The 23,642-nt window shown below is 33.8% G+C and carries 22 protein-coding genes, 2 other RNA genes and 1 riboswitch; of the genes, 7 read left to right on the top strand and 17 right to left on the bottom strand.

Annotated features, from left to right (window positions below):
- Positions 1–13: 13 nt before the first annotated feature.
- Positions 14–1,183, bottom strand: a complete 1,170-nt coding sequence (locus HMPREF0446_RS03765) for a cysteine desulfurase family protein (protein ID WP_051349236.1) — start codon at positions 1,181–1,183, stop codon at positions 14–16.
- A 109-nt stretch (positions 1,184–1,292) separates the two neighbouring features.
- On the opposite strand from HMPREF0446_RS03765, the gene HMPREF0446_RS03760 reads away from it, so the two are divergent.
- Entirely contained in the window at positions 1,293–2,555 is a 1,263-nt protein-coding gene (locus HMPREF0446_RS03760) for a replication-associated recombination protein A (RefSeq protein WP_020991342.1), read from the top strand.
- Positions 2,556–2,635: 80 nt separating this feature from the next.
- Here HMPREF0446_RS03760 and HMPREF0446_RS03755 read toward each other — a convergent pair whose 3' ends face one another.
- The 10 genes from HMPREF0446_RS03755 to HMPREF0446_RS03710 form a co-directional block, all read right to left on the bottom strand.
- Positions 2,636–3,400 (bottom strand): class I SAM-dependent methyltransferase, encoded by a 765-nt coding sequence (locus tag HMPREF0446_RS03755; protein ID WP_006702740.1) that lies wholly within the window; start codon positions 3,398–3,400, stop codon positions 2,636–2,638.
- A 143-nt stretch (positions 3,401–3,543) separates the two neighbouring features.
- Complete coding sequence (locus HMPREF0446_RS03750; protein ID WP_020991341.1) at positions 3,544–3,879, bottom strand: hypothetical protein; 336 nt, start codon at positions 3,877–3,879, stop codon at positions 3,544–3,546.
- A 181-nt stretch (positions 3,880–4,060) separates the two neighbouring features.
- Entirely contained in the window at positions 4,061–4,885 is an 825-nt protein-coding gene (gene thiD / locus HMPREF0446_RS03745; RefSeq protein ID WP_006702741.1) for a bifunctional hydroxymethylpyrimidine kinase/phosphomethylpyrimidine kinase, read from the bottom strand.
- Positions 4,878–5,531, bottom strand: a complete 654-nt coding sequence (gene thiE, locus HMPREF0446_RS03740; RefSeq protein ID WP_006702742.1) for a thiamine phosphate synthase — start codon at positions 5,529–5,531, stop codon at positions 4,878–4,880. The genes thiD and thiE overlap by 8 nt, the downstream gene beginning before the upstream one ends.
- Positions 5,515–6,342, bottom strand: a complete 828-nt coding sequence (gene thiM, locus HMPREF0446_RS03735) for a hydroxyethylthiazole kinase (protein WP_020991340.1) — start codon at positions 6,340–6,342, stop codon at positions 5,515–5,517. The genes thiE and thiM overlap by 17 nt, the downstream gene beginning before the upstream one ends.
- Positions 6,327–6,857 carry an energy coupling factor transporter S component ThiW gene (thiW, locus tag HMPREF0446_RS03730; protein ID WP_006702744.1) on the bottom strand — a complete coding sequence of 177 codons (531 nt, stop codon included), beginning with the start codon at positions 6,855–6,857 and terminating at the stop codon, positions 6,327–6,329. Before thiW ends, thiM begins: the two co-directional genes overlap by 16 nt.
- A 13-nt stretch (positions 6,858–6,870) precedes the next feature.
- Positions 6,871–7,539 carry a thiaminase II gene (tenA, locus tag HMPREF0446_RS03725; RefSeq protein ID WP_006702745.1) on the bottom strand — a complete coding sequence of 223 codons (669 nt, stop codon included), beginning with the start codon at positions 7,537–7,539 and terminating at the stop codon, positions 6,871–6,873.
- Between the two features lie 4 nt (positions 7,540–7,543).
- Positions 7,544–8,197, bottom strand: coding sequence for an energy-coupling factor transporter transmembrane component T (locus HMPREF0446_RS03720; RefSeq protein ID WP_006702746.1), 654 nt, complete (start codon positions 8,195–8,197; stop codon positions 7,544–7,546).
- Positions 8,181–9,536 carry an ABC transporter ATP-binding protein gene (locus HMPREF0446_RS03715; protein WP_006702747.1) on the bottom strand — a complete coding sequence of 452 codons (1,356 nt, stop codon included), beginning with the start codon at positions 9,534–9,536 and terminating at the stop codon, positions 8,181–8,183. Before HMPREF0446_RS03715 ends, HMPREF0446_RS03720 begins: the two co-directional genes overlap by 17 nt.
- A gap of 3 nt (positions 9,537–9,539) precedes the next feature.
- Positions 9,540–10,097 (bottom strand): ECF transporter S component, encoded by a 558-nt coding sequence (locus HMPREF0446_RS03710; RefSeq protein ID WP_006702748.1) that lies wholly within the window; start codon positions 10,095–10,097, stop codon positions 9,540–9,542.
- Positions 10,098–10,255: 158 nt separating this feature from the next.
- A riboswitch (TPP riboswitch) is annotated at positions 10,256–10,345 on the bottom strand.
- Positions 10,346–10,489: 144 nt separating this feature from the next.
- Here HMPREF0446_RS03710 and ssrS point away from each other — a divergent pair.
- Positions 10,490–10,680: non-coding RNA, 6S RNA (ssrS, locus tag HMPREF0446_RS08310), on the top strand.
- Positions 10,681–10,814: 134 nt separating this feature from the next.
- Entirely contained in the window at positions 10,815–11,273 is a 459-nt protein-coding gene (locus HMPREF0446_RS03705) for a universal stress protein (protein ID WP_006702749.1), read from the top strand.
- Between the two features lie 233 nt (positions 11,274–11,506).
- On the opposite strand, the gene dtd is transcribed toward HMPREF0446_RS03705, so the two are convergent.
- The 4 genes from dtd to prmA form a co-directional block, all read right to left on the bottom strand.
- Positions 11,507–11,953 carry a D-aminoacyl-tRNA deacylase gene (dtd, locus tag HMPREF0446_RS03700; protein ID WP_006702750.1) on the bottom strand — a complete coding sequence of 149 codons (447 nt, stop codon included), beginning with the start codon at positions 11,951–11,953 and terminating at the stop codon, positions 11,507–11,509.
- 26 nt (positions 11,954–11,979) lie between these two features.
- Complete coding sequence (locus HMPREF0446_RS03695) at positions 11,980–14,196, bottom strand: RelA/SpoT family protein (protein ID WP_006702751.1); 2,217 nt, start codon at positions 14,194–14,196, stop codon at positions 11,980–11,982.
- 116 nt (positions 14,197–14,312) lie between these two features.
- Positions 14,313–15,065: a 16S rRNA (uracil(1498)-N(3))-methyltransferase gene (locus HMPREF0446_RS03690; RefSeq protein WP_006702752.1), complete on the bottom strand. Its 753-nt coding sequence runs from the start codon at positions 15,063–15,065 to the stop codon at positions 14,313–14,315.
- 10 nt (positions 15,066–15,075) lie between these two features.
- On the bottom strand, positions 15,076–16,020 hold the full coding sequence (gene prmA / locus HMPREF0446_RS03685; protein ID WP_006702753.1) for a 50S ribosomal protein L11 methyltransferase: 945 nt from the start codon (positions 16,018–16,020) through the stop codon (positions 15,076–15,078).
- A 235-nt stretch (positions 16,021–16,255) separates the two neighbouring features.
- On the opposite strand from prmA, the gene gpsB reads away from it, so the two are divergent.
- The 3 genes from gpsB (at position 16,256) to HMPREF0446_RS03675 (ending at position 18,219) form a co-directional block, all read left to right on the top strand.
- Positions 16,256–16,624: a cell division regulator GpsB gene (gene gpsB / locus HMPREF0446_RS03680; protein ID WP_006702754.1), complete on the top strand. Its 369-nt coding sequence runs from the start codon at positions 16,256–16,258 to the stop codon at positions 16,622–16,624.
- Positions 16,625–16,635: 11 nt separating this feature from the next.
- Positions 16,636–16,996: RNase P RNA component class B (gene rnpB / locus HMPREF0446_RS08305), an RNA gene on the top strand.
- Between the two features lie 77 nt (positions 16,997–17,073).
- The gene (locus HMPREF0446_RS03675; protein WP_006702755.1) at positions 17,074–18,219 is read left to right on the top strand and encodes a THUMP domain-containing class I SAM-dependent RNA methyltransferase; all 1,146 of its coding nucleotides are present in this window, start codon (positions 17,074–17,076) and stop codon (positions 18,217–18,219) included.
- Between the two features lie 149 nt (positions 18,220–18,368).
- Here the strand turns inward: HMPREF0446_RS03675 and clpB are convergent, their stop codons facing one another.
- Together clpB and HMPREF0446_RS03665 are read right to left on the bottom strand one after the other, a co-directional pair.
- Positions 18,369–20,972 (bottom strand): ATP-dependent chaperone ClpB, encoded by a 2,604-nt coding sequence (gene clpB / locus HMPREF0446_RS03670; RefSeq protein ID WP_006702756.1) that lies wholly within the window; start codon positions 20,970–20,972, stop codon positions 18,369–18,371.
- A 519-nt stretch (positions 20,973–21,491) separates the two neighbouring features.
- The gene (locus HMPREF0446_RS03665) at positions 21,492–22,598 is read right to left on the bottom strand and encodes a formylglycine-generating enzyme family protein (protein WP_006702757.1); all 1,107 of its coding nucleotides are present in this window, start codon (positions 22,596–22,598) and stop codon (positions 21,492–21,494) included.
- 105 nt (positions 22,599–22,703) lie between these two features.
- On the opposite strand from HMPREF0446_RS03665, the gene HMPREF0446_RS03660 reads away from it, so the two are divergent.
- Positions 22,704–23,636 (top strand): diacylglycerol/lipid kinase family protein, encoded by a 933-nt coding sequence (locus HMPREF0446_RS03660; protein ID WP_006702758.1) that lies wholly within the window; start codon positions 22,704–22,706, stop codon positions 23,634–23,636.
- Positions 23,637–23,642 lie beyond the last annotated feature (6 nt).

Below are 23,642 nucleotides of genomic sequence, written 5' to 3'. Positions count from 1 at the left end.
CTAGTTTAGCATACTATGAACGTTTAATCGAGGATATTGAGGAAATAAATGCATCAATATCTTCTTTAGTTGTCTCTCCTCCAAATGATAAACGAACAGATTCTACTACTCTATTTTTATTCTGAGGATACATGAGTGATAATACTGGACTAGGCTCTAAACTTCCTGCAGAACAAGCAGAACCCGCTGAAACAGCTACTTGATTTAAATCACACATAATTAATGTTTGACTAGCAGGAATGCCTTTTAACCATACATTACAAATATGAGGACTCTTTTTTGATGCATCCCCATTGATTTCAAAAGGAATTTGTCGAGCCGTTAATTGTTCTTGTAAATACTCTGACAATTCAATATATCTATTCTTCTTCTCATTTCTAGTTTGAATCGCTAGTGCAAGAGCTTTTTGGAAACCAACAATATATGGAACATTTTCAGTTCCTGCTCTCCACCCTTGTTCTTGTCCTCCACCTTTAATAAGTGCATGAATCGGAGCTTCTTTTTTCTTATATAAAAATCCAATTCCTTTTGGCGCATGAATTTTATGACCTGAAGCAGATAAATAATCAATATGAGAAGTCGCTACATCTATTTCTTCTTGAGCAAATGCCTGAACGGCATCTGTATGGAAATAAGCAGGATGTTCCACTAATAACTCACCGATTTCATGAATCGGTTGATACGCTCCAGTTTCATTATTAACGGTCATAATCGTTACTAAACGTGTCTTCTCCGTTAAAGCCTCTTCCACTTGTTTAACAGAAATACAACCTGTTTCATCAGGAACTAACGCAATAATCGTGAATCCTAATTGCTCAGCATAAGCTGCAGCTTTTTTGACCGATGGATGCTCGATTCCTGAAATAATGATTTCTCCTTTTTCTTCTGCAAAATGCTGGCAAATGGATTCAAACACTAAATTATTCGCTTCTGAACCTGAACCTGTAAAAATAATGGAATCATTCGTAGCAGCATGTAATTCTTGTAATATATCTTTTTTAGCAGCTTGAATCTTTTGTTTTTGAGTACGACCAATTTGATATACACTAGAAGGATTTCCAAAATATGCCATTTCTTCAAAAATTGCTTGTTTCACTTCCTCTACAACTGGTGTAGTGGCAGCATAATCTAAATAATGCAACGATATCGTCCTTTCTTTTGGATAAAATTTTACATCTATCATTTTCTACTCTTACTAGTATAGTATATTTTTCAAAATAAGGTAAATATTTTTGACTCACGTAAGTATTTAAACTATGCTACAATAGAAAGAACAGAAAGTGAGGAGAATTATGAAAAATCAACCATTAGCCTACCGAATGAGACCCACTTGCTTAGAAGAAATTGTCGGACAACAACATTTAGTAGCACCTGGAAAAATTATTGCTCGAATGATTGCCGCTAAACAACTCTCTTCCATGATTTTATATGGCCCTCCTGGAATTGGAAAAACAAGTATTGCCAGTGCCATCGCAGGAACAACGAAGTATGCCTTTCGTACATTAAATGCTGCCACAGATACAAAAAAAGAATTACAAATCGTTATTGAAGAAGCAAAGATGAGCGGAACGGTTATTTTATTACTCGATGAAATTCACCGCTTAGACAAACCAAAACAAGATTTCCTCCTTCCACACTTAGAAAATGGACGTGTAATTTTAATAGGAGCCACTACTGAAAATCCTTATATAGCGATTAACCCAGCGATTCGCAGTAGAACACAAATTTTTGAACTCATCCCTCTTACACCAGAAGAAATTCATCAAGCACTTAACCGTGCATTAACAGATGAAACAAAGGGCTTAGGACAATATGATGTAGAAGTCGAAGACGGAGCAATGCACACCTTTACCCATTTTTCAAATGGAGATGTCAGAAGTTCACTAAACGCCTTAGAATTAGCTGTGAAATCTACTCCAGAAAATGAAGACAGAAAAATTATCATCACAGAAGAAATCGCAGGAAACTGCCTACAAAGAAAAGTATTCGCACACGATAAAAACGGAGATCAACATTATGATGTCATCTCCGCATTCCAAAAATCAATTCGAGGAAGTGACGTAGATGCAGCACTCCACTATATGGCAAGACTCATTGAAGCAGGTGAACTCATTACATTAATCAGACGATTATTAGTCATAGCGTATGAAGATATCGGATTAGCAAACCCCGCAGGAGCTAGTCGTGCCGTATTAGCTGTACAAGCTGCGGAAAAACTCGGCTTACCCGAAGCAAGAATCCCACTTGCCAATGCAGTGATTGAATTAGCCCTCTCCCCTAAATCAAATACAGCCATTCTCTCCATTGATGCAGCACTCTCAGATGTCAGACAAGGAAAATCAGGAAAAATCCCTTCGCACTTACAAGATGCACACTATCAAGGAGCCCAAAAATTAGGACGAGGAACAAATTACCAATATCCGCATAACTATCCAAACCACTGGGTAAAACAACAATACTTACCAGATACCCTCAAACATACACAATACTTCCACCCAGACCCAACTTCGAAATTCGAAGAAGCGTTGAAAGAACAGTATAAGAAATTTCGATAATATGGAAATATCCCCAACAGGAATAGGCGTGCTATTTCTGTTGGGGATGTTTTTGTAGAATGCTATACAATTGAAATATATTATAGTTTCACGCAAAGTGTAGCTATATAGTCATTACCATAATGAGATAATCTATTTCTTTTATCACATGATTCATAAAAATCGATCATAGCAAGACCATTTTTAAGTTGTCCTCTAATCTGACTTTCTAATGTATGGCTAAATTCATATCCATATTCTGGATTTATGGTTAATTTTCCTTCTTCTTCAAGCTCTTTTGAATTAAAAGGGAGTGAATACTTTAAAAGTAATTCTTCATCAGGCTTATCCCATACAATATCAGCATCATACATGTATATCCATGGATTCATAAATCCTACCATTAACAGTCCACCTTTTTTCAATACTCGGGCGGCTTCTTTATACATGTTTTCTAAATCTTCAATATAAACATTTGAAACTGGATTGAAAATAATATCAAAAGTTTCATTTTCAAATGGGAATGGTTTTGTCATATCACCTTGAACTGTGTTGATTGTTAAGCCTTCTCTTTTAGCAACCATTTCATCTCTTTCTAATTGTGAGGTAGAGAAATCCATTATGGTTACATCATAACCTTTTAACGCAAAAACTGGTCCCTGCTGTCCCCCACCACAAGCTAACCCTAATATCTTTTTTCCGTTAGCTTTTTCAAACCATTCTTCGGGAACTTTTTTCCCAATCGTTAATGCAACAGAAATGGGCTTATTTTTAAGTTCTTCTAATTGTTCATGTGTTAATGGAGCAGTATAGTCATTATTCACATTATTCCATCTATTTTCATTAAATTTTATATAATTACTCATCTTATTATCTCCTCGTAATTTTCACCATTATAATTTATGTTAGATGTATTGTCAGTACATTTTTTCAGATCTATAAGTTTTTCATAGTTGTTACAAAAATTTCTATTAAACAACGTTACAATCACACCACTATCAGAGAATGTTTATTTGTTTTTCTTCATTTCTTGTTTTTCTTTTTCACGACTTAAATACCAAAATGAAATATACACTATCAGTGCAATGAAAATATTATGGAGCAAACCTAATTTCATTTGATTGAAAACAAAATAATATATCGTAAAAACTAACGCAATCACAATATTACTTTTAATAATTTTTTTCAGACCAAACTGTTCTTTTCCAATCAGTATAATGAATAAATGGCCTAATAGTATTATTATAATTGACAGTATTATAGAAAACTCTGTTGACCTTAACAAAAGTGTATTCCCTAAGAAGAGTAGAATAAATCCGTAAAACCATTTTTTATTGTGTACCATAATACTCATCTCCTTTACATTTTATATTGTAAATCTAGAAGTTTAGTATGTCACCTGTTTTTTATTTCATTTTCAATTATCGATAACTCACTAAAAAAAGAATACAACTCTCCAATAGTAAAACTAATGACAAAACATACTGTCATCTTCTCCTACATCGAAAAGTCATATTCCTATTTTCTTACGCTTCAATTACTCGAACACTGTCATCCAACTTCGCCCAGTGATTTGTTGGGCCGTGTCCATTTCCTACATAGATTGGTTGAGCAATTGCACCTTGAATAAATTTGCGAGCTGTAATAATGCTTTCTTTCAAAGGCTGTCCTTTTGCTAATTCAGCTGTAATACAAGCGGAGAATGTATCACCTGTTCCATGGGTAGAAGCTGTTTTAATTCGTTTAGCTTCTGTCCAAAATGCTGTTCCGTCTTCTAATAAGACAAAGTCTTTTACAATATCCAACGTTCCATGTCCGCCTTTAATAATGACATTTTTCACTCCAAGATTTTGTAAAATAGCTGCAGCTTGCATCATATCTGTTTCTGTTAAGATTTTCTTGCCAATTAATTCTTCTGCTTCTGGTAAATTTGGCGTACAAACTGTGGCAATGGGTAATAATTCTTTTTTAATCGTTTCAATTGCTTCTGGTTGTAATAATGGATGTCCGCCTTTAGCAATCATAACTGGATCCACAATTAATGGACCAAAATTTACTTTTTTATAATTTTCTACTACAGTGCGAACAACTCGACTATCTGCTAACATTCCTGTTTTTGCTGCACGAATATGAAAATCACTTGCCAATGATTGAAACTGCGCATCAATAAATGCACTTGGCACTTCATGAACTGCTTGTACTCCTAAAGTATTTTGCGCTGTTAAAGCTACAAAAATACTCATTCCGAAAACTTGTCGAGCTTGAAATGTTTTTAAATCTGCTTGAGCTCCTGCTCCGCCGCCTGAATCAGATCCAGCAATAGTCACTACTTGTATAGTTTCATTACTCATTTGCTTCCCCTCCTAAAATTTCCGTTACTTTCTTTCTTAAACAGTAACATTTTTGTTTGATATCTTGAGCTTTCATAATCTCACTAACAATGGCAATTCCTGCAATCCCTGTCCCTTTTAAAGGTTCCATATTGTCTTCTTTAATACCACCAATGGCTACGATAGGAATCGTTACAGTTGTGGCAATTTCCCTAAGCGTTTCAATAGATGTTGGTTGAGTAATGACTTTTGTCGTAGTTGGATAGATAGCTCCTACACCTAAGTAATCTGCTCCGTGTTGTTCTGCTTCTAATGCTCGTTCAACTGTTTTAGCTGTAACTCCTAGAATTTTGTCTTTTCCAATGAGTTTGCGAACTACTTCAACAGGTAATTCATCTGCTCCAATATGCACACCACTAGCATCAATGGCTAAACAAATATCTACTCGATCATCAATCATCAAAGGAATTTGATACGTATCTGTGATAGTCTTAACTTTTTGAGCTAATTCATAATATTCTCTTGTACTGCATTCTTTTTCTCTTAATTGCACAAGAGTCACACCAGACCTACAAGCTTCTTCTACTTTATTCAAAAAGTCTTCTTCTTTCCAATCATAACGTGCCGTTACTAAATAAAGGGCTAATATTTTATCTAACTTCTTCATTTGTCCAGTCCTCCATTTTTAGCATTTCTTGCCAATTTTCTTTGTACAATTTGGATAATTGATTACAAGTTTCTATACGAAAACTTTCCATTCCTTGCTGGAGTACCTTGCTTGCTTTTTCTCCACATACATTAAAGTAAGTAATCGCACCAATCGTAGCTTCCAATGGTTCAATGCCGTTTCCTAAAACACCTGTAATTAAAGCTCCCACTACATCTCCTGTACCGGTAAATAATTCTAAAGAATCTACTCCATTTTTTAGGCAAAAACAGTTTGAATCCGTAAGGATTAAGTCTTGTTCACCCGTTGCTAGAAAAACTGTTTGAGGATAAGTTTTAGCCAACTTTCTTAATGCGTGAGCTAAGTCTTTTAATTCCATTGTACTTTGGTCTTCCTTAGCACTATCGACTCCTTTGGCACTACTCTTTAGTCCAGCTAGTCTTCTCATTTCTGAAATATTTCCCTTTACAACGGTAACGCCAATGTCTAATAAACGTTGTACTAAAGCAAGACGATTGGATAGTCCCACTATTCCAACAGCATCTACTACAAGTGGTTTTTGAGCCTTATTCGCAAGTTTTGCTGCTTTAATAATGCAAGCTTCTTTTTGCTCTGTTAAATGTCCAATATTTAGTAATAAGGCAGATGATACTTGAATAACTGATTCAATTTCTCGTTGGTCTTCAGCCATAATTGGTTTTGCCCCTACGTATAATAATGCATTTGCCACTAATTCTTTTGTAATCCCATTCGTAATGCAATGAATCAGAGGGCGTTGTAATGGGAAAATATTTTCTAAAACTTTTTGCATAATGGACATTCCTTAGTTGGTGCAAATAATTTTTGAATACGTTGGATAGTTGATACGTTTTTTAATTTTACCCAAACTAACCAAGCAATCGTTGAACCAATAATTGCTCCTCCACAAAAACGTGGTGTATAAACAAACCAGAATAATCCAGTTGTTGTTCCAGTAAACCAAACCATTACGGGATAAGATAATAAGGAACCAATTAATCCTGTTCCAATAAATTCACCAATCATCGCTCCATAAATGTTCTTAGTCATTCTTGCTCCAATACCTGCTAATAACGCTCCAAATACTGCACCAGTTAATGCTAAAGGTGGAATTGCTAATAAAGTCATGCGAAGAATCGCTGTTAAAAATGCCATTGCTACTCCGTATACTGGTCCCATTAACATAGCTGCAATGACATTAATCGTACTAGACATTGGTGCCATTCCTTCAATGCGCATTAATGGGGATAAAACCACATCTAACGCTACCATCATTGCTAAAAACATAATTTTTTTATTTCTACTCATTTTTTAAACCTACCTAACCTTCTAATTTCCATGTTTCGTGTGTATATGCCATTTCCCAAAATAGATACTCAAATTGGCAACTACGATAAAATGCTTCTATCATTTCTTCTTTTGTTTCATCTGTTGCTTCTTCATACAAACGTTCAATAACACCACATTCATATTGAACCGCTTCTTTACTATCTTCACCCGCATAGGTCATAATCCATCGTTGATACATTTCATGAGGCGAACCTTGCTTGATTAATTGTTCTCCAATGGCTTGATATAACCACGGACAAGGTAACATTCCTGCACAAGCTACAACAACATTTTTTTCTGCTAGTTGTCGATATAAATGTGATACATAATTATAAGCAGTTGGAGCAATCGGTGTATTTTTGATTTCTTCTTCATCGATACCTAATTCTTGAAAAAATTCTTCTCGAATTAATTGTTCCCCTTCTGCTAAATGTTGCGAATTTCTACGCATTAATTCTTTCACTTCTGCATCATCAGATGCATCAGAAATAATTTGATATAATTTACTAAAATGTTCTAAATAATAACGATCTTGTAATAAATAATAACGAAATATCGAATCCCCCAATGTCCCATCTTGTAATCCCGTTACAAATGGATGTTCAAAACTTCCTTGCCAATAACGTTTAGAAACTTCCATGGCTTTTTCTGTAAATGTCATTTTCCTACCTCCATAACCATGCAATACTATTTCCTACTACAAATAATAAAATCATCCATCCCAAAGCTTTACCATCATTTTTCCAAATAATCGATGGTGTTCGTTTTCCTTTTTCATCAAATCCATGGCTAATCATTGCTTGTTCATATTGCTCTTGTAAGTGATAAGCTGTAAAAATAACTTTGATATAATATAAGCTTGACCAAAAATGTAAGGGACGACCTCTTAATTGACTCGCTTCCTTCATTTGCACAACTTCTCTTCTAATATATGGAAAAGCATGAATAATGACTAATAAGCCATAGACAAAATGAGGAGGCAGCCCTTTTTGTTCCAAAACTAATAATAATTCTTCCAAATCCACACTAAATGCCAATAAAAATCCTAATAGAGCAAATGCAAATGTTCTTGTAAACATCACTGAAGCAAGCTCTAGATGAATTCCTTGAACACGAATCGACCAATAACTACCAATCGCTGGAAATAATGGAACAATCATTGTAGCACCAATAACACCCCACTGCTTCTTCCAAAGAAGATACAGAAATCCAACAACTAATACAAAACTATTCAAGACATTTGAAGGAACAAACGATAATTCAATCGTTACTATGATTAGAAAAAGAGAAAAAGCTAAACTTTTAGACTGTTTTTCCATGTTGCATGCCCCCTTTTTTCAATGTCTGCTCAGTGATTTGAATATGATGTTGACTCACACCTTCTAAAGGAGCTAATCGATGAGAAACGACTAATAATTGTTGATTATGAGTTTGTTGATTCCACTTCATCCATTCTCCTATCAATTGACAACTTTTTTTATCTAATCCGGTAAAAGGTTCATCTAATAATAAAAATGGAATCTCTAAACTTAGCATACAGATTAGCTGAATCAATTTTTGTTCTCCACCACTTAAATACATCAAACTTGTATCCAGTTTTGAACCTAAAGGAGTTTCTGCGAGTATTCGTTCTTGCCATTTATGAGCATGAGCAAATCTCTTCATTCCAAAATTCATTTCATCCCTTGGCATTAAAGTAACAAATTGATGCATTGCTTCTTGAACAGTCAATGTTAAAAATTTTGAACGATTTCTCTTAGTTATTTTTTGCCCCTCATACATAAAATTTCCCTTTACTTTTGACAATTGAACCATCGCTCTTAGTAAAGTTGATTTGCCGACACCATTATCTCCTGTTAAAGTCGTAATCCCTTTTTCTAAAGAAAACTCTGGAATCGACCATAAACCTTCTTTTATAACATTTTGAAAGGTGAAAAACTTCTCTGTTGATGCGCCTTCTTGTTCTAATGAAATAACTGAATGGTTCGATAAGGAACTAATCGGAACCGTCTGTAAGCAACCTTTCTGAATCTGTAATACACGACTAACATATTCGCTGTATCCATTCGTATCATGATCACTGACAATGACTAATTTCCCCTTTTGAGAAAGTTCAAATAATAATTTCATTAAGGAGCGTCTACTTTTTTCATCTACACTCGCAAATGGCTCATCTAATAATAAAATCGGAACATCCATTGCTAATAAGACTGCAATCGCAGAACGTTGTTGCTCCCCTCCAGATAATTGAACAAAAGGTCGATCTAATAGATGTTGCGTTACTGTATCCATCGTAACGTGATGAATTCGTTTTTGAATTTGTTCATAATTAAACCCTAAATTTTCAAGAGTAAACGTTAATTCACTCCTTAAATTTTTCATCGTAAATTGACGATATGCTTTTTGAAATACAGTTCCAGCAATCGTTGCTCTTTCTACAGGTGTCATGGAAGAAATATCTTTTCCTAACAAGTAACACTGGCCTTCAAAATTCATCGGTTTAATACCCGATAAAAATTGAAATAGAGTTGACTTTCCACTCCCCGTATCACCTGTTAATAAAATGAATTCGCCCATTTCTAGCTTGCAATGGAGATGTTGAAGAATGTTAGTTTTCCCTTGCCAAACGCTCACATCTTCTAAAGTGATACCATTCATTGATTAATTTCCTCTTGTAGCTTTTACTTTTTCCAATAAGTTCATTACAATTTTTACAAATACTACACCAAAAACAAAAACAGAAATAAAACGAACAACGATTAATGCAACTAAAAATCCTAAAGAATAAGCGCCATATCCTAATTTGAAATACTCATAAATAAAGCTAAAGACAACTGTACCAATCGCACCTAATGTAAGAGAGAAAGTATCATATCTCTTATAACCCGTTGCAAAAAATCCTGCTTCAGTACCTAAACCTTGAACAAAACCAGAAACTAAAACTCCAACTCCAAAATGAGAACCCATTAACATTTCTGCTAACGCAGCTAACATTTCTCCAAGAGTCGAACTTCCTTTCTTCTTCAACAGTACTCCAATCATCGGAGCAGCCATCGTCCATAATCCAAATAAAATTTCATTCGCAAAAGGCTGATACCCTCCAGACGTTAATGCCACTTCTAATGCAACATACAAAAATCCTGCTCCCATAAATACGCCCCCAAAAAGAAACGCTAATAATGCCATTAAAATGACATCTTTCAAACTCCATTTTTCCATAAAAAAAACTCCCTTCGTTTTCAAAACAAAAGGAGGCACATTCACTAACATTATTAACAGAAGCAATGGAAACTAAATCTTTGAGTTCCGACATAAATACATCATAAAAAATAATATCATTATATATCGAGAAAACAAATCATTAGAAAACATTACTATCGTAACATTCCACATTTCCCTTCGCTGGTACTATCCAGATCAGGTTCAATGGGTATAATCTCAGCCAATTGGCACCCCAAATGTTTTGGTTTTATTAAATTTTCCTTTATCATATCATATTTGAAATCATTTTCAACTTATCTGCTTAAAAAAATATTTGCGCTTTAATTATAAGTAAACGCTATCAATATAAGTATTGATTTTTTATATAAGGAGTGCTACTATAGTGACATAGAAATCTGAGATGTGCGCGGTATTTACTAAGTGTTGACCGAACAATTAATGACTTTTTAGGGATTCAGATTGTTGTTATGGATAACAAGCCATTGCACTTGGAAGTTAAGAAGTAACTCATAGAAGCCCACCTGCTTAGAATGCGGGTTCAAAACTATCAAATACATCAAACGGCATCACCGGAAATCTATCAATAAAGTTTTTACTTTGGACCACTCTTTGAGTGGTTTTTTCTTTTATAAACGGATTTTATCTTTATGAAACCCCTTTTAAAACTATTTCATAGTGGTATAATAAAGATATAAAGATGAAGGAGTGATTGTTATGTTCCATGAATATTCAAAAATTCTAGTTCCGGTAGATGGATCAAATGAAGCTAGATTAGCTTTTGAAAAAGCAATTGAAGTCGCTAAAAGAAATCGTGCTCAAGTGTTAATTGCCCATATTATTGATACACGTGTCCTTCAAACTCCTACTGGTTTCGAAGGAAACTTTAATGAAGAAATTCAAAGACAAACAGAAAACTTATTCCAAGAATATCGTCAATATGCCCAAGAACATGATTTTAATGACATCGATTTTGTTTTAGAATATGGTTCTCCAAAAGTTTATATTTCAAAAAATATTCCAAAGGATTATCAAATTGATTTAATTATGATGGGCGCAACAGGACTAAACGCAGTCGAACGATTATTTATCGGTTCAGTATCAGAATACGTCATCCGAAACGCTAGCTGTGACGTCTTAGTAGTCCGCACAGACCTAGAAAACCAACGACAATAAAAGTCTTCAACACCTTATATGTTAGTGACACTAAAAAAGTATAGAAAAAGAGAACTGGAAAAATTTCCCGTAGTAGCACAGGTAATAGAAGCCAAGTTGGCTTCTATTACTGGAAAAATTGAGACCTTAGGCTCAATTTTTAGGCATGAGACTCGTGTTTTTGCGAGTCTGCTACCGTCCATTGCTACTACAACAAGAAATTCTTTCCAGTTCTCTTTTTCTATTACGCCCCATTAACGGTTTTTTGAATCCAACAGGATTGTCACTGGTCCGTCATTTAGTAACTCTACCTTCATATCCGCACCAAACTGCCCCGTTTCAACAGGAATCCCAGTATCTCTTAACAAACCATTAAACTGCTCAAACATCTTAAGCGCAACATCCCCAGGAGCAGCCTTTGAAAACGAAGGACGATTCCCCTTCTTCGTATCCGCATATAAAGTAAACTGCGAAACCGATAAAATCTCACCGCCAATATCTTGAATACTACGATTCAATTTCCCCTCTTCATCTTCAAAAATTCTCATCTGAACAATCTTACGAACAAGATATTCCATATCATCCATCGCATCATCATGCGTTACACCCACTAATAAAAGAAAACCACGTTGAATCTTTCCAATGATTTCCCCATCAACCGTAACACTAGCATGAGCAACACGCTGTAAAACAACTCTCATAACTCTTCCCTCTTTCTCGCATCCGATTATGAAATTACACGACGAACACTATAAACATCAGGAATTTGATTAATTTTCTTCACAATAAATTCTAATTGTTCCGTATTATGAATTCCAATATTGACCGTAATTGTAGCCATCTTATTAGAATCCACTTTACCATTCACAGAATTTAAAGACTTCGTAATACTATTGATGACATTTAATACCTCATTCAATAAACCATTACGATTGTATCCTTCAACAACTAATTCTGTATCATATTGTTGCTTAGAATTACCCGTATCTTCCCAATCCACATCAATAAGACGAGTTTGTTGATCTTGTTGAACTTTCACATTCGGACAGTCCTTACGATGGACAGAAATGCCACGCCCCTTTGTAATATATCCAACAATTTCATCCCCCGGTACTGGATTACAACAACGACTTAAGCGAATTAATAAGTTATTAACCCCTTCAATAATGACGCCATTTTCATGTTTAATACTCATCTTTTGAGTATCTTTTCGTTGAATTTTTTCAGTCGTTTGTTCAAAAGCTTCTTCTTGCATTTTTTGCTTTTCAATTTCTCGACGAGCTTTATCCGTTAATCGATTCGCAACTGTTTGAACAGAAACTTCTCCAAATCCAATCGCTGCAAATAAATCATCTTCATTGGCAAAATTAAATCGACCAGAAATTTCTTTTAATTGAGTTTTTGATAAAAAGTCTTTTGGAGAAAACTCTAAATCAACAATTTGTTTTTCTAGTAAATCACGTCCACGAAGAATACTTTCTTCACGATTTTGTAATTTAAAGAATCGACGAATTTTATTTTTCGCACGAGTCGTAAAGACTAAATTAATCCAGTCTCTTGATGGACCAAATGAATTAGCAGAAGTTAATACTTCTACAATATCTCCTGTTTTTAACTGATAATTTAATGGTACAATTTTATTATTAACTTTTGCACCAACTGTTTTATTTCCAACTTCCGTATGAATATTGTAGGCAAAATCTAACGGCCCTGAACCTAATGGTAACTCAGAAACATCTCCTTTTGGAGTAAAGACATATACTTTATCACCAAAAATATCTTCCTTCACACTATTCATAAAGTCATTCGCATCTTTTGAATCATCTTGTAATTCAATTAAATCTTTAAACCAATCTAATTGTTTTTGAAGTGGATCAGCCGATACTTTTTGAGTATTTCCTTCTTTATACGCCCAGTGAGCAGCAACACCGTATTCTGCAACAGCATGCATTTCAAATGTACGAATTTGAATTTCTACCGGTTTACCTCCTGGTCCAATAACTGTCGTATGAATGGATTGATACATATTTGCCTTCGGCATTGCAATATAATCTTTGAAACGACGAGGCATTGGTTTCCATTTTGTATGGATTGCCCCAACAACTGCATAACAATCACGAATACTATTCACTAAAACACGAATCGCTAATAAATCATAGATTTCATTAAAATCTTTCTTTTTATCTTTCATTTTTCGATAAATTGAATAAATATGTTTTGGTCTACCATATATTTCAGCTTCGATTTCTAATTCTTTTGTAGCTTCTTCGATATTCACCACTGTTTCATGGATATATGCTTCACGTTCATCACGTTTTGAATCCATTAATTGAACAATACGATAATATTGTTGTGGGTTTAAATATCTTAATGATGTATCCTCTAATTCCCACTTAATTTTATTCATCCCTAGTCGATGTGCTAAAGGAGCATAAATCTCTAATGTTTCATTCGCAATCATGCGTTGTTTTTCTGGTTTATGGAATTTTAGAGTTCTTAAATTATGTAAACGGTCAGCCAGTTTTACCATAATAACTCTTAAATCATTCGCCATTGCTAATAACATTTTACGATGATTTTCTGCTTGTTGTTCTTCATGAGATTTATATTTAATTTTTCCTAATTTTGTAACACCATCTACTAAAAATGCAACATCTTTGCCAAATACATATTCAATGTCTTCAATCGTAAATCCTGTATCTTCAACAACATCGTGCAAAAATCCAGTTGCAATTGTATCTGGATCTAATCGCAATTCTGCTAAAATTCCAGCTACTTGAATTGGGTGAACAATATATGCTTCTCCAGATTTTCTTACTTGATCTTTATGAGCGAAGGTCGCATATTCAAGGGCTTTTTCAATGAACTGAATACTCTTTTCATTCATATATTCACGACAGAGTGAAATCACATCTTCAGCCGTATAATTTTTATTTTTTGACATATACGTTTTTCCCCTTAATTCATGACAGTAACCGTATTAAACTATTATTTGTTACTGCTTTCTTAACTTTAGATAATACTTATCCTATCTCTTTCTTAGCCTTCCGTCAACTATTTCTAACCTTTTAAAAGCTCGAAATGATAGGACACTGCAGCAAGTGCATACATGGGTGCTGTTTCAGCTCTTAAAATTCTTGGACCTAAGGCACAAGAATGTACTTCCTGGCTATTTAAATACTCAATTTCTTGTAGATCGAATCCACCTTCTGGACCAAAATAAAAGGCAATCGAATCTCCTTTTTGTAAGGAAGTCAACGTTTGAACAAATACTGCCGCTTCTCCTTCTTTAGCAACTTCTTCAAATGCAACTAATGCTTTTGTCGATTGTTTTGCTAAAACTACACTTTCCTTTAAAGTCATTAAATCTAACACTTTTGGAACATGTAGTCGATGGGATTGTTCTGCAGCTTCTTGAGCAATTTTTTGTAATCTTTCTATTTTCTTTTGAGATTTATCCTTTGTCCATTTCACCATATTCCGTTTCATTTCTACTGGTACAATCGTGTGAACGCCTAATTCCGTTGCTTTTTGGACAATGGTTTCTAATTTATCTCCTTTAGAAAGTCCTACAAAAATTGTAACATCAATCGGTAATTCCACCTGTTGTTCTTTATGTTCTTCTATTCTTAACTCGAATGGAGATAGTTGAGTAATTTTTGCGATATACAATTGTTCATTTTCATCTACAACTTCACAACTTTCCTCGATATTCATACGCATCACTTTTAGCATATGATGCTCTTGATCTTTTAGAACGGAAATCTTTTCTCCGACTGATTGAACGACTTGATTAATAAAATAACGTTGCATCCTCTTTCACCTAGTCTTTCACTTTTGTCATAACAAATGTATTCCATTCACCCATTGTGAGTTGTTGTTTTAAAGTAAATCCTGCATTTTCATAAGCAGAACGTACTTCCTCTGCTTTTGACTGAATAATTCCTGATAAAATTAAAACACCATTTTCATTTAAATTATGATAGGCATCAACTGGCATCATTAATAATATCTCAGCTAAAATATTCGCTACAATGAAATCAGAAGGTTGTTGAATACCTTGTAATAAATTATTTTCATAAACAGCAATTTCACCAACTTCTGGGTTTAATGAAATGTTTTCTTTTGAAACTCTTGTTGCCATTTCATCAATATCAAAAGCTGTGACTGTACTTGCACCTAATAGTTTAGCAGCAATACTTAACACACCAGATCCTGTTCCAACATCTAATACACTCTCTCCACCACGAACATATTGTTCTAAAGCTGCTAGTGATAATTGAGTCGTTGGATGTGTACCTGTTCCGAATGCTAAACCTGGATCTAATCGAATTAAGAGCTCATCTTCTTGTTGTTTTTGATACTCTAACCAACTAGGCACAACAGTTAAATATCTTGTGACACGAACTGGGAAATAATATTTTTTCCAAGCTTCTGCCCAGTCTGCTTCTCCTACTGTTTGTAATGTCACAATTCCCTTACCAATTGTTAATCCGAAAGATTTTAGTTCTTGAACTCTATTCGTAACTGTTTCTGTCATTCCATCATTCCATTGATTTGGTTGAAAATAAGCTTTAACAAAAACTTCATCTGTTTCATATAAAGACTTTCTTTCTACTGAAAGCCATTCTAATTGTTCTTGGTTTAATTGATCATAATCGAGAGGATCTTCAATCGAAACTCCTTTTGCTCCAATTTCCATAAAAATTTCACTAACTGCCTCTACACTTTCTGTATGAGTTACTACTGTAACTTCTAACCAATCCATTTATTGACTCTCCTTTAATCATTTATCATTGTTCACAAGACATTATAACAAAGAAAATAAAAATTGCCTAAAAATTTAATGTAACATATTTGTAATTTTTCTGATTTTTTAGTATGATATTGAAGATAGAAAAACAAAAGATTTTTCACTGCTTGCAAAAGACATTTTTGCATCGAGTAGCAAGCATCCTAACAAAAAAGATGATTGATTATAGATATTAAGGAGTAATGAAACCATGGCAAGACATTTATCAACAAAAGATATTTTAAATAAACAATTTAAACGCTCATTTAGAGGATTTGACATTGAAGAAGTAGATGCATTTTTAGATTTAATTATTCGTGATTATGATACATTCCAAAAAGAAATTAGCTTTTTACAAAGTGAAAATGAACGTTTAGTAAATAAAGTTGACGAATTATCAAAACAAGCAACTGTCACAAAAGGAACTCGCTCAGCTAGCATTCCTTCTGCTGGAGTTACAAACTTTGATATTTTAAAACGTTTAGCAAATTTAGAAAAACATGTCTTTGATGAAAAATTAGAAGACGATAACGAGGACGATTTAGACAAAACTCGTGTCATTACCCCAATTAAAGATTAATAAAACTTGTAAACTTTGAGTAATCGCGGTAGTGATTGCACTACTGAGGAAAGTCCATGCTCGCACAGACTGAGATGTCTGTAGTGTTCGTGCTTAGCGAAACAATAAGCTAAGGCAACAATTTGTTGACGGCAGAAAAAATGGCTAAGGATTTCTATGCCAAAGTATTCTTGAAAGTGCCACAGTGACGAAGCATTTCTGGAAACGGAAATGGTGGAACGCGGTAAACCCCTCGAGCGAGCAACCCAAACATATGGTAGGGGCACTCTTTATTAGGAAATGAACGAAATAAGAGGCACATTTGTGTAGACAGATGATTACTGAAATCAATTAGAACCTGCTAATTGATGGAACAGAACATGGCTTATAGAAGTTTGCATTCAGGTTATTTACCGGGGTCTCCCGGTATTTTTTTTGAAAAACAAAACTTTCATAGAAAGGAAATCATTATGACAACTTATAAATTAGTCGCCACTGCTGCAGCTGGCATTGAAGCACTTGTTGGAAAAGAATTAAGAACTCTTGGATATGATTGCCAAGTAGAAAATGGAAAAGCTTATTTTACTGGAAATGATTATGATATTGCAAAAACGAATATTTATTTACGTACAGCAGATCGTATTAAAATTGTTTTTGGTCAATTTACCGCTAAAACTTTTGATGCTTTATTTGAACAAACAAAAGCACTCCCTTGGGAACAAATTTTACCAGTTGATGCAGAATTTCCCGTATCAGGAAAATCTGTTAAATCAACGTTACATAGTGTTCCTAACTGCCAATCTATTGTAAAAAAAGCAATTGTTAATCGTTTAAGTGCAGCATATGCACGTAGAACACATTTACCAGAAACAGGAGCACTCTATCCTATCGAAGTTTCTATCCTTAAAGATGTCGTAACATTAACGATTGATACAAGTGGAACAAGTTTATTTAAACGTGGCTACCGTACTGAAAAAGGTGGCGCACCATTAAAAGAAAATATGGCTGCTGCTCTTGTCATGTTAACGAATTGGTTCCCTGATAAACCATTTTACGATCCATGTTGTGGTTCAGGTACCATTCCAATCGAAGCTGCTTTAATTGGATTAAACATTGCACCTGGATTAAATCGTTCCTTTGCAGCTGAAAAATGGACATTCTTTGATCCAAAAGCATTTGACACTGTTCGTCAAGAAGCAAGAAAAGAAATTCGTACAGATGTAACATTAGACATTCTTGGAGCTGATATTGATGGTTCTATGATTGAGATTGCAAAACAAAATGCAATTAAAGCTGGCGTTAGCGAGCATATTGAATTTAAACAAATGCAATTAAAAGATTTCCGTACGAAAAAAGAAAATGGTGTATTAGTCGCTAATCCACCATATGGTGATCGTTTATTATCTGAAGAACAAGCTCAAAATATTTACCGTCAAATGGGACAAACGTATGAACCATTAGAAACTTGGAGTAAGTATATTTTAACGAGTGATTTAAGTTTTGAAGAACATTATGGAAAACAAGCCACTAAGAAACGTAAACTATACAATGGTGCAATTCGTACCGACTACTTCCAATTCTGGGGAGTGCGTAAACGTAAACCGGTTAGTGAATAAATACAAAAAGAAAACTTTTCAATGTAGTAGTACTATAAGCCACACGACTGTGGCTTATAGTACAGGAAACTTTGAGACCTAGGCTCAAAGTTTAGCCATGAGACCGCAGGTCTGCTGGCGTCCTAACTACATAGAAAAGTTTTTCTTTTTTATTTTAATTCCTCTACTACATGAAACGTAACGTGGTCTGCTACTACATCACATTGTACAGTATTTCCTGGTAAAATACTTGAACGAATTAATTCTTTTGCTAATGGTGTTTCAATTTCACGTTGAATATAACGAGCAATTGGTCTAGCACCATAAACTGGATTATAAGCATTTTCAGAAATCCAATCTTTCAATTCATCCGTGAACTCTAATTGAATCTCTTGCTCTTGTAAACGAAGATTCAAATCTTTCAACATCTTATCAATGATGCCATGAATATGAGTTTTTGATAATGGTGTAAAGAAAATTGTTTCATCAATACGGTTTAAAAATTCAGGTTTAAATGTAGCCTTCAAGACACTTTCCACTGCTTGTCTCGTTTCAGCATCAATTGTCTCCCCTTCAATTTCTAATAAGAATTGAGAACCGATATTACTTGTCATAATAAAGACCGTATTTTTAAAGTCAACAACTCTACCTTTTGAATCTGTTAGACGACCATCATCTAATACTTGTAATAAAATATTAAAGACATCTGGATGTGCTTTTTCGATTTCATCTAATAAAACAATCGTATATGGATTACGACGAACTGCTTCTGTTAATTGACCGCCTTCTTCATAACCAACATATCCTGGAGGTGCTCCAACTAAACGACTCACAGAGAATTTCTCCATATATTCACTCATATCAATTCTGACCATATGGTCTTGACTATCAAATAAGTTTTCTGCCAATGTTTTCGCTAATTCTGTTTTACCAACACCAGTTGGTCCTAAGAATAAGAAGCTACCAATTGGTCTATTTGGATTTTGTAAGCCTGCACGAGAACGTAAGACTGCATCTGCCACTTTTTGAACAGCTTCATCTTGCCCAATCACACGTTCATGTAAAGTATCTTCTAATTGAAGAAGTTTTTCTCTTTCTCCTTCTACTAATTTAGTCACTGGAATACCTGTTAATCTACCAACAACACGAGCGATTTCTTCATCTGTTACAGCTTCTTGCACTAATCGATTATCTTCTTGAGCATGAAGTTTTGCTTGAGCTTCTAATTCTTGAATTTCTTTTTCTAATTTAGGAATACGACCATGACGAAGTTCAGCAGCCTTTTCTAAATTATATTCAGCTTCAGCTTCTTCTAATTCATGTTTTAAGCGATCAATTTCTTCACGTTTATCACGAATTTTATTCACTTCTTCTTTTTCAATTTCCCATTTCATTTTCAAGCTATTTGCTTCTTCACGTAATGTTGCTAATTCTTCTTGAAGAATCGATAAGCGTTTTTTACTTGCTTCATCTTTTTCCATTTTTAATGCTTGTTCTTCAATTTCTAATTGCATTAAACGACGAATGACAGCATCTAATTGTGTTGGCATTGAATTCATTTCTACACGTATCGTTGCACATGCCTCATCGACTAAATCAATCGCTTTATCTGGTAAATATCGATCTGTAATATAACGATTTGATAAAGTTGCTGCCGCTACTAAAGCATTATCATGAATATTAACACTATGGTGAATTTCAAAACGTTCTTTTAATCCACGTAAAATAGAAATTGTATCTTCTACAGTTGGTTCATGAACTAATACTTTTTGGAAACGTCTTTCTAAAGCTTTATCTTTTTCCATATTTTCACGATATTCATCTAATGTTGTTGCTCCAATACAGTGTAATTCTCCACGAGCTAACATTGGTTTTAGTAAGTTACCGGCATCCATAGACCCTTCTGTTTTACCAGCTCCAACAATTGTATGAATCTCATCAATAAATAAAATGATTTGCCCTTCTGATTTTGTCACTTCTGATAACACTGCTTTTAGACGTTCTTCAAATTCTCCACGGAATTTTGCCCCCGCAATTAAAGCTCCCATATCTAATGAGTAAATCACTTTATCCTTTAAATTTTCAGGAACATCTTTACGCACAATTCTTTGTGCAAGACCTTCTACGATAGCTGTTTTACCTACCCCAGGTTCTCCAATTAATACAGGATTATTTTTTGTTTTTCTAGATAAAATACGAATGACATCACGAATTTCTTCATCACGTCCAATAACTGGATCTTGTTTTCCAGATTTTACTGCTTCATTTAAATTTTGTGCATATTGTTTTAATGCTTCATATTGATTTTCTTGATTTTGACTAGTCACACGACTTCCTCCTCTCAATTTTTCAATTCTTTCTTGTAATACTTGTTTTGTTACTTGATGTTTCAATAAAAATTCTTTAATTGGATGATTACTTTCCATTAAAGCTAATACAATCACTTCAGTTGCTAAATATTCATCTTGAAATTGTTGTCGAATTTCATCAGCTTTTGTTAGTATTTGGTATAAAGATTGACTTAAGCTTTGACCATATTGGACTTGGCTTCCTTCTACGACTGGTAATTGATCAATTTTTTCATCCACAAACTTTTCTAATTCTGAAATTGGAACATGGACATCTTCATATAGATTTCTCACAAAATGATTTGGCGTTAAAAATACTTTCCACAAATGTGAGACATCGATTTCTTGATGTTTTCTATTTTGCGCAATTTCTTGTGCCTGAGCAAGTGATTGTTGCATCATTGTTGTCATTTTTTCAATATTCATCTTGCTTCCCCCATTCTTTTTCTTCCATTTCTTGCTATCAAATCTCTTTGATGTTTATATTATAACTCATTAGTCAATAAAGGTCAAACATTTTCTTTGACTTTTTTTGACTTTTTGACAAAAAAATAAAAGACTAATTCAAAGCAGCATTAACAAAACAATGAAACCGCAAGGTTTGCTTGCGTCCTTAGCTATTATAAACTAGTCTTATGTTTTTATACGTCCTCTAATTATCACATAAAAAATAATAGAAAATTCATAGTAGCTGAAACAACATGAGCCAAAAATGGCTTATACGAAGCTGCTACCGTCCTATGTACAATAAAATTTTATATTTTTAACGTCTATACATTATAACTCTTCAAAAAGAGAAAAGACTATTTCATAGTAGCATTAACACAATAAGACAAATATGGCTTATTGTGCAGGAAAATTTGAGACCTTGGCTCAAATTTTAGCAATGAAACCGTAGGTTTGCTTGCGTCCTTTGCTACTATGAATAGTCTTTTCGATGCCATTTCACTTCAAATCGATACGTATAACTCTTCTTACACAGTAATATCCAGGTATTAAATCCTTCTCCTGATCCTCAATCCCCTCGCCACGATAATACGACGATAAAGGTAATAAATTAATAATCGGTGCCTTGTGAGTCTCCTCTAACCAACCACCTTTAGTATAATATTCATCATCAATTAATTCCGGACCAAATTCAGCATTTGCAATAAATAATCCAAACATATTTTCTTTCCATAATGGAGAAATATTTTTTTTGAATAACTGACGTTTTAACTGATTTCCCCATTTGAATAAACGACGACAACTTCCACCACAACAATATTCCCATTCATCTTCTTTTAGTAATCCCATACCATTACGCTCAATATCTCGTTTCAAATCTGAATAAGAAACAGCATCATCTACATAACAATCAAACACATCAGGATTTAATGGATTTTGTTGAATCAATAAAGAAGATTTTCTTCCTACAGTTGGATAATCTTGTAGAAAGTGATGATCTTGACCTTCAGGGTGTAATATTTGTTGAATCAATTGAAGCCTTTCATCAGATTGATAATCATGATTGGATAATTGACCTGAAACGACATTATATTCTCCAATGTATTTTAATCCAACAAACTTTGGTTTCTTTTCAACTAATAATGCTGGAATATCAACTTCCCTTAATGGAGACGTTGAAGCATTAATTTTTTCATCAATATAATCTGTCGATAATCGAATATGTGAAAAATCCTGATTTAAAAAACCTATTTCAGTCAAAAGTGTACTTGTTAAGTGTTGATTACAATAACGTTTTATTTCATATCTTAATTCTTGACGCTCTTCACTACAATCTAGACCTGACAAACCAGATAATCCATTATCCCATCCTAAAATACACTTCTTCTGACCTGGGACAAAAACATACTCTACTCCGTCAATAGTTATTTCAAATGTATCTATTTTAAATCCTCCAAATTGATAACTAACAGGACTAATTTCTGTAACTTCTAATATTGGATTTACAAAATGCCTTACAACATTTTGAATGACTAGAGTTTTCATTTCATTTGATAATGTTTTCCATGTAGGATTTAATACCGCTTCAAAAAAATTATTGGACATTCTTATCACCTCAGTTCTATTATAAATCATAAATTTAAAATTCTCCATTTCATTTATATTGTAGATTTGTTATAATATAGTTTAATAAAAATTAGGGAGTCTTTTATGGAGTACATCATTATCGCAAACCCTCATTCTGGTGCTGGAATGGGAATGAAACAATTTAATTTACTAATTCAATATTTCAACGATCATTCTCTATCTTATTCGAGTCATTTAACTCATTATGCTGGTGAAGTGTATCAAATTATAAAAAAAATATTACCAGCTCTTAATGCTAATCATCGTATCATTATTATTGGTGGAGATGGAACATTAAATGAAGCAATTGCCACTTTTATTAAATTTCAAAAATCTATTCCAATCAGTTATTTACCGGCAGGAACAGGCAATGATTTTTCAAGAGAAATGAATTTTACACATGACATTCCAACCTTTATAGAACGATTAAATAATGAAATGATATCAACACTAGAACTAATTTCCTACAATGAAAAATTATCTCATACTTGTGGTATTGCACTAAACTCTCTAGGTTTTGGAATTGATGCTGCAATTTGCCAGCTAAATACATTAAAATCTAAAAAACAAAAAAGTAAACTAGGCTTAAATAAATTATCTTATTTAACACCTATTATCAATGCTTTTAAAAATCATAAAGAATTTCAAGCTTCCATTCAAATTAATAACGAACCTGTTCAAGTTTCAGATAAAAATTTATTGGTTGGACTATTCAATCACTCTTATTTTGGGGGTGGAATTCGTTTTGTTCCAACTGCTAAACAAAATTCACATAACTTTGAAGTAGTAGTTGCTAGAGATGTTACTACTCCAACTATACTAAAAGCATTTCCATTTATTTTATGGAATAAACAACATTTTGAACGTTTTCCTAAACATTTAATCAAACAAACTGCTACTACAGCTTCTATCAAAATTGAACAGCCAATTTTGATGCAGACTGATGGTGAATTTTATTCATTTGAAGAAGTTGAACTAGACGCTAAACTAATTACTTATCCAATCTATTTAACATAAAAAAAA

This window comes from Granulicatella elegans ATCC 700633 (genome assembly GCF_000162475.2).
Classification (GTDB): domain Bacteria; phylum Bacillota; class Bacilli; order Lactobacillales; family Aerococcaceae; genus Granulicatella; species Granulicatella elegans.
The sequence above is the reverse complement of the archived record's forward strand: the minus strand, read 5'-3'. Positions and strand labels throughout refer to the sequence as shown.